Consider the following 6,079-nt stretch of genomic DNA (forward strand, 5'->3'; position numbering starts at 1 on the left):
CGGCGCTGCTCGCGGTCGGGTCCGTCGTCTTCCCCCGGGCGGTGTACGACCGATTCATCTGGCGGTACTTCTGGGGCCCCGTCGTGGCCGACGGTCAGGGCGCCGCGTGCGCGGCTCGCGACGCCGGCGGCACGGAGCTTTTGAACAGCCCGGACGCCTGCACGGCGGCCGCCGAGGCCGGTGCCGCGGTCGCCTCCCCGGGGTACACCACGGTTTCGACCGTGAGCTACGTGGTCGTCCTGCTCGGGATGCTGGTGGGGGTCGTGTTCCTGCTCCGGCGGCTCGATATCGGCGACGAGCTGCGCTTCTTCTACGCGCTGTTCCCATTCATGCTGCTCGGCGGCGCGCTCCGCACCGTCGAAGACGCCGGCGTCGCGGCGATGGACGCGGGCGTCGAGCCGCTGATCCCCTTCCCGGCGAGCGCGCTGCTCATCAGCCCGTTCATCTACTTCACCGCGTTCGGCTTCACGCTCGCGTGCGTCCTCGCGGCGTACGTGCTCGCCGGCCGCGGGATCGTCGACGACTACGCGCGCCCGCTGTTCGCGATGGGCGCCGCCGCGCTCGTCGTCGCCTTCGGTTACCTCTCGTACCTCGCCGCGACGACCGACTACGTCGACTTCTACCCGATCATCCTGGTGTTGACGCTCGGGATCGCGACCGCGGCGACCGGGATCACCTGGGCGCTCGCGACCCGGTACGTGCCGGAGGTCAGACGGGGGACCGGCCCCGCCGGCATCGTCATCATCTGGGGGCACGCGATCGACGGCGTCGCCAACGTCATCGGGCTCAACTGGATGCCGGCGCTGACGGGGACGCCGAACCTCGTCCCGAAGCACGTCGTCAACGCGCTCATCGTCGACTGGACGGGACGGCTCCTCCCCGACCCCGTCCTCGCGGTCACCGGCGACGCCTGGCCGTTCCTGCTCGTGAAGCTCGCGGCGGCGACGTTCGTCGTCTGGGTGTTCAACGGCGAGCTGTACGAGGAGTCGCCGCGCTACACGCTGCTGCTGCTCATCACGGTGCTCGCGGTCGGGCTCGGGCCCGGCACTCGGGACATGCTGCGCGCGACGTTCGGGATCTGATCCGCTCGACGGAACCCACAAGTACGGTGGACCCAGAACCCGATCATGGTCGACACACCACGCCGGCGACTGCTGGCGGCCGCGGCGACCGGCTCGACGCTCGCGCTCGCGGGCTGTAGTTCGCTCGAATCCGGAGACGGCTCTGGGGACGGCGACGGCTCCGAGGACGGCCCCGAGCAGACGGCGGGGAGCGACGAGAGCGGCGGCTCGACGGCCGGCGAGGCGTCCGCCACCGTCGCCGTCGACATTCAAGAGGACCTCCAGGCGGCGCAGGCGGACGTCCAGCAGCGGCTGCAGGAGGGGAACCTCACTCAGGAGGAGGCGCAAGTCGAGATACAGGAGACGCAGCTCGAACTCCTCGGCGAGGCGGTCTCGTCCGTCGAGTCGTACGCCGGCGAGACGGACGGGCTCTCGGTCAGCGAGACCAACCAGCGCGCGGGCGCCGTGCTCGTCTCCGGCGACCCCGCGGCGGTCCTCGGCGTGCTCGACGCGGACGGGGTGGCCGCGCTGCTCTCGGCGGACGAGTTCCCCGAACCGCAGAACGGCGGGGACGGCTCACAGAACGCCGAGAACGCGTCGTAAGCGGACGAGAGCGAACGCACGGGAAATTGGGCGTTGACGCGATGTCCTACCGGAACGCCACACCCACCGGAACGCGACACTATAAGCGGCCGGGGCCGCAACCGCTCCGGTAATGCTACAGGGAGTCAACGTCGCGCTCGGCGTCTCGGGGAGCATCGCGGCCGTGAAGGTCGTCGAGCTCGCCCACGAGCTGCGCCGCAACGGCGCGAGCGTGCGCGCCGTCATGTCGCCGGCGGCGACGAACATCGTCCACCCGTGGGCGGTCGACTTCGCGACCGACGAGCCCGTCGTCACGGAGATCACGGGCGACGTCGAACACGTCGAACTCTGCGGCACCGACGGCTGGGCCGACGTGCTCCTCCTGGCGCCCGCGACCGCGAACACGGCGGGCAAGGTCGCCGCCGCGATCGACGACACCCCCGTGACGACGTGTGCGACGACCGCCCTCGGCGCCGGCGTGCCCGTCGTGATGGCCCCCGCGATGCACGAACCGATGTACGACCACCCGGGCGTGCTCGACGCGCTCGACACGCTCGAGGCGTGGGGGGTCGCGTTCGCGGACCCCCGGATCGAAGAGGGGAAAGCGAAGATCGCCGCCGAGGACGACATCGTCACCGAAGTCGCCCGCGCGACGACGCCGCAGACGCTCTCGGGAACGCACGTGGTCGTCACCGCCGGCGCGACGAAAGAGCGGATCGACCCGATCCGGATCCTGACGAACCGCGCGTCCGGGAAGACGGGGCGGGCCGTCGCCCGGGCGCTGTACGTCCGCGGCGCGCGCGTGACGCTGGTTCAGGACGGGTCCGAGGTGCCGTACGCCGACGTCGTGGCGGTCGAGACGGCCGAAGAGATGATGCGGGCGTGCCGGCGGACCGCGGCGACTGCCGACGCGCTGGTCTCCGCCGCGGCCATCGCCGACTTCACCGCCGACGCCGTCGACGAGAAGATCCGGTCCGGATCGCCGCTGTCAGTCGACCTCGAACCGACGCCGAAGCTGATCGACTCGGTCCGCGAGGCGTATCCCGACCTCCCGATCGTGGGGTTCAAAGCCGAGACGTCCGGCGATGACGCGGCGATGATCGCGGAGGCTGAGCGCATCCGCGACCGGGTCGGGCTCGCGTTCGTCGTCGCCAACGATGCGAGCGTGATGGGCGACGACGAGACGCGCGTCCTGATCGTCGGGGAGCAAGGAACGGAGCCGGAGCCGGTCGCCGGCTCGAAACACGCCGTCGCGGGGCGGATCGCGGACCGACTGGCCGCGGCGCTCGGGCGCGACGAGTGAGCACGTCGCGCCGGTCCGGGACCGGGGAGCGGCGCCGAGCAGACGGCGCGAACGCGCCGCCCCCGGCGATCGATCCGGATACAAACTGTTTTGAATCGGTAGAGAAAGGATCCGAGTAGAGACACGCATGTGCACAGAGACCGCACTCCTCGCCCCTCCCGGAGGTGTGGCGGGTGGCTGACACCGAACCGGACGTCAGCGACGCGTCCGGGAACGGCGGCGGTTCCGGCGTCAGCGACGGCACTGACGCCGACCGGGACGGCGGCGGCCGCGGCGTCGACGGTCGCGGCGACGACGACCGCGGCGTCCGCGATCACGGCGTCAGCACTCGCGGCGGCGACGACCGCGCCGGCGGGGACGGACCCAGGCCGGTCATCGTTCCGGTCGAGCCCACGCCGACCCTCCGGTCGACGATCGCACACGTCGTCGAGGCCGCGGTCGCCGGCGAGTTCTCGTCGATCCACCTCTCGAGATCGCCTCGTGGCGAGACGGCGACCCGGGTGCCGACGACCGCGAGGCCGAGGCGGAGCGCGTCCTCGAACGGGTCGCCGCGTGGGCCGAGTCCGACCTCGCCGACGCGGACGCGGACGACGAGGACGTCGCCGTCGTCACGGCCCTTATCGGCGGCGACGAGTACCTGTTCGGTCCCGGCGACTACGCCCGGGCGATCGCGACGTACGCCGAGGAGCACGGCGCCGACACGGTGCTTCTCGACCCGGAGTACACGCCCGTGGGCAACACGACGCTGCTCCAGCCGCTGGAACACGCGCTCTCGGACACGCCGCTCGTCGTCGAGACGGCGCCCGTGGCGCGTCCGACGCGACGCGAGCGGCTCCGGAGCGAGGCGACGGGCGTGCGGTTCGCCGCGATGTTCGGGATCTCGCTCGCCTTCTACCTCGTGCTCGGTGACCCCCTCTACTGGTTCGACTGGGTGACCGGCGTCGCGACGGCGGCGATCGTCTCGATCACCCTCTCGCGGGTGAGCTTCGACGCGGACCCCGCGCTGCCGCGGACCCCGATGCGGCTGCTCCGCTGGCTGGTGTACGTCCCCGTGCTGCTCGTGGAGATCGTCAAGGCGAACCTCGTGGTCGCCCGCGTGATCCTCGACCCGCGGCTGTCGATCGACCCGACGCTGAACCGGGTCCGCGTGATCGTCGGGAGTGGCGTCCCGCTGGCGACGCTCGCGAACTCGATCACGCTGACGCCGGGGACGCTGACCGTCCGCGCCCGCGACAGCAACCTCTACGTCCACTCGCTCGTCCCGTGGGCCCGCGACGGGCTCTTCGACGGCTCGCTGGAGCGGTGGACGCGGTTCGTCTTCTACGGACGCGCGTCGGCCCGGCTCCCGACGCCCCGCGAGCGCGACGACGTCGCGATCCTGCAGGGGCCGGACGCCACCGAGGAGCTCCCGATCGCCGCGGCCGACGGGGGGGATGCGGCTGACGGTCCGACCGCCGACGCCGACGGTTCCAGTGACATCGACGCCGACGGTTCCAGCGACATCGACGCCGACGGTTCCAGCGACATCGACGCCGCCGCAGAGGTGAGCGGCGAGTGAGCGTCCTCGACGCGGCGATCGTCGCGGGGTACACCGTGACCGACTTCCTGCTCGTCGCCGCGGCCGCCTTCACGGTCCTCGCGATCGGGATGCTCTACCGGGCGGTGAAGGGGCCCACCATGCAGGACCGGGTGCTCGCGGTGAACGTCCTCGGGACGAACACCGTCGTCATCCTCGCGATCCTGAGCGCGGCGCTCGGGGAGCCGACGTTCCTGGATATCGCCCTGGTGTACGCCCTGTTGAACTTCCTGATGGCGATCGCCATCTCGAAGTTCACGGTCGAGCGGGGTGGGGTGCTGTGATCGACGCGGTCGAGTCGGTCCGCGTGGGGCTCGTCGTCGCCTTCACGCTGCTCGGGCTGTTCTTCACGTTCGTCTCGATGACGGGCGTACTCCGGCTCCCCGACGTGTACTCGCGGGCGCACACCGCCTCGCAGGCGGACACGCTCGGCGCCGGGTTCGCGCTGGCCGCCGTCGCGGCCGCGGTCGGCTGGACCGGCGGGGGGGTTCAAGACGGTGCTCCTGCTGTTTTTCATCTTCGTGACGAACCCGACGGCGGCCCACGGGATCGCCCGGGCCGCCTTCGAGGAGGGGATCGTGCCGTGGACCGAGGGGGACGAGCGTCGATGACCGGAGCGACGCTCGCGGCGCCGGTGGCCGCGCAGGTCACGCTCGTCGAGGCGAGCCTGTTCGTCTTCGTCGTGCTCACAGCCCTGGCCACGGCGCTGGCGCGGGACGTGCTCGCGGCCGTCATCGTCTTCGGCGCGTACAGCCTCGGGATGGCGGCGCTGTACACGTTCTACCGCGCCCCCGACGTGGCGCTGACGGAGGCCGCCATCTCCGCCGGGGTGACCACCGTCCTGCTGCTTTTGACGCTCGCGAAGACGACTCGGATGGACCACGAGGCTCCCTTCGAGTCCGTGAACCTCCCCGCCGCGGGCGCGGCCGGGTTCCTGCTCGTCGGCCTGCTGCTCACGATGGGCGACATTCCGGCGGTCGGGTCGCCCGACGCGCCCGTGTGGTCGAACCCGGCGGTGACCCAGTGGTATCTCACCGAGACGTACGCGCAGACGCACGTCGAGAACACGGTGATGGGCGTGCTGGCCGCGTTCCGCGGGTTCGACACCTTCGGCGAGGCGGTCGTCGTCTTCGCCGCCGGGGTGGGGGCGCTGATCGTGTTACACCGGGAGGTGTTCGCATGAGCGCTCCCGACGCCGACCGCGAAGACGCGGAGACGGCCGGCGACGAAGACGCCGATCGGATCGACGGCGACGCCGGGTCGTCCGTCGGTGCCGACGCCGGCCCCTCGGACCGTCGCTTCGACCGGCTCGACGCCGACCGACGGCAGGGAACCCCGTACACGGAGAGCCAGGTCATCATGCCGACGGTGAAACTGGTCGCCCCGTTCGCGTTCACCTACGGGCTGTTCGTCACCTTCCACGGGAGCGGATCGCCCGGCGGCGGGTTCCAGGGCGGCGCGATCGCCGCGGCCGTCGTGTTCATGATCGCGTTCGCGTTCGGCATCGAGGCGACCCGCGACTGGCTCGCGAACAGCGTCGTCGTCGCGCTCGCGGTC

General features: G+C 71.5%; 6 protein-coding genes and 2 pseudogenes. All 8 read left to right on the plus strand.

Annotated elements, in window-relative coordinates; translation table 11 throughout:
- A partial coding sequence (locus GJ633_RS13035) for a DUF63 family protein (RefSeq protein ID WP_156589172.1) occupies window positions 1-1,082 on the plus strand: 1,082 nt, incomplete at its 5' end.
- Window positions 1,083-1,127: 45 nt separating this feature from the next.
- Window positions 1,128-1,664: a hypothetical protein gene (locus GJ633_RS13040; protein WP_231741359.1), complete on the plus strand. Its 537-nt coding sequence runs from the start codon at window positions 1,128-1,130 to the stop codon at window positions 1,662-1,664.
- Window positions 1,665-1,776: 112 nt separating this feature from the next.
- Complete coding sequence (gene coaBC / locus GJ633_RS13045) at window positions 1,777-2,946, plus strand: bifunctional phosphopantothenoylcysteine decarboxylase/phosphopantothenate--cysteine ligase CoaBC (protein WP_156589173.1); 1,170 nt, start codon at window positions 1,777-1,779, stop codon at window positions 2,944-2,946.
- A gap of 173 nt (window positions 2,947-3,119) precedes the next feature.
- Window positions 3,120-4,504: pseudogene (locus GJ633_RS13050) on the plus strand (monovalent cation/H+ antiporter subunit E).
- Entirely contained in the window at window positions 4,501-4,806 is a 306-nt protein-coding gene (locus tag GJ633_RS13055) for a cation:proton antiporter (RefSeq protein ID WP_321169081.1), read from the plus strand. Before GJ633_RS13050 ends, GJ633_RS13055 begins: the two are co-directional and overlap by 4 nt.
- Window positions 4,806-5,133, plus strand: a pseudogene (mnhG, locus tag GJ633_RS13060) (monovalent cation/H(+) antiporter subunit G). Before GJ633_RS13055 ends, mnhG begins: the two are co-directional and overlap by 1 nt.
- Window positions 5,130-5,705 carry a DUF4040 domain-containing protein gene (locus GJ633_RS13065; protein WP_156589174.1) on the plus strand — a complete coding sequence of 192 codons (576 nt, stop codon included), beginning with the start codon at window positions 5,130-5,132 and terminating at the stop codon, window positions 5,703-5,705. The pseudogene mnhG and the gene GJ633_RS13065 overlap by 4 nt, the downstream one beginning before the upstream one ends.
- On the plus strand, window positions 5,702-6,079 hold a 378-nt coding region (locus GJ633_RS13070; protein WP_303646471.1), incomplete at its 3' end, for an MnhB domain-containing protein. The genes GJ633_RS13065 and GJ633_RS13070, both read left to right, overlap by 4 nt.

Source organism: Halorubrum sp. CBA1125, from assembly GCF_009742825.1.
Taxonomy (GTDB): domain Archaea; phylum Halobacteriota; class Halobacteria; order Halobacteriales; family Haloferacaceae; genus Halorubrum.